The sequence below is a fragment of the Shewanella sp. GutCb genome (assembly GCF_002836135.1).
In the GTDB taxonomy this organism is placed as follows: Bacteria; Pseudomonadota; Gammaproteobacteria; order Enterobacterales; family Shewanellaceae; genus Shewanella.
Window position 1 is genome coordinate 1 of record NZ_PJBL01000104.1, and the last position, 204, is coordinate 204.

At 51.5% G+C, this 204-nt stretch carries 1 protein-coding gene; it reads right to left on the reverse strand.

The features are described 5' to 3' along the window. Window positions 1–204: VCBS domain-containing protein (locus tag CXF86_RS22875; RefSeq protein WP_219622755.1), on the reverse strand; the 204-nt coding region annotated here is incomplete at both ends.

Genomic DNA, 204 nt, shown 5'->3' on the forward strand with positions numbered 1-204 from the left:
GTTATTGAGTTCGTAAGACCAGTTGCCGTCAGCATCAATAGTGAAGCTACCGTAGTTGCCATCAGCAACATCAGTTTGGACTTGGAAGACGGCTTCGCCACCATCCACATCGGTGACGGTCAAGCTGCCAGAGACAGCTTCAACGGTATCGACATCGCTATCTGTTAAACCATCTTCAGTGACGGTGCCCGCATCGCTATCGCC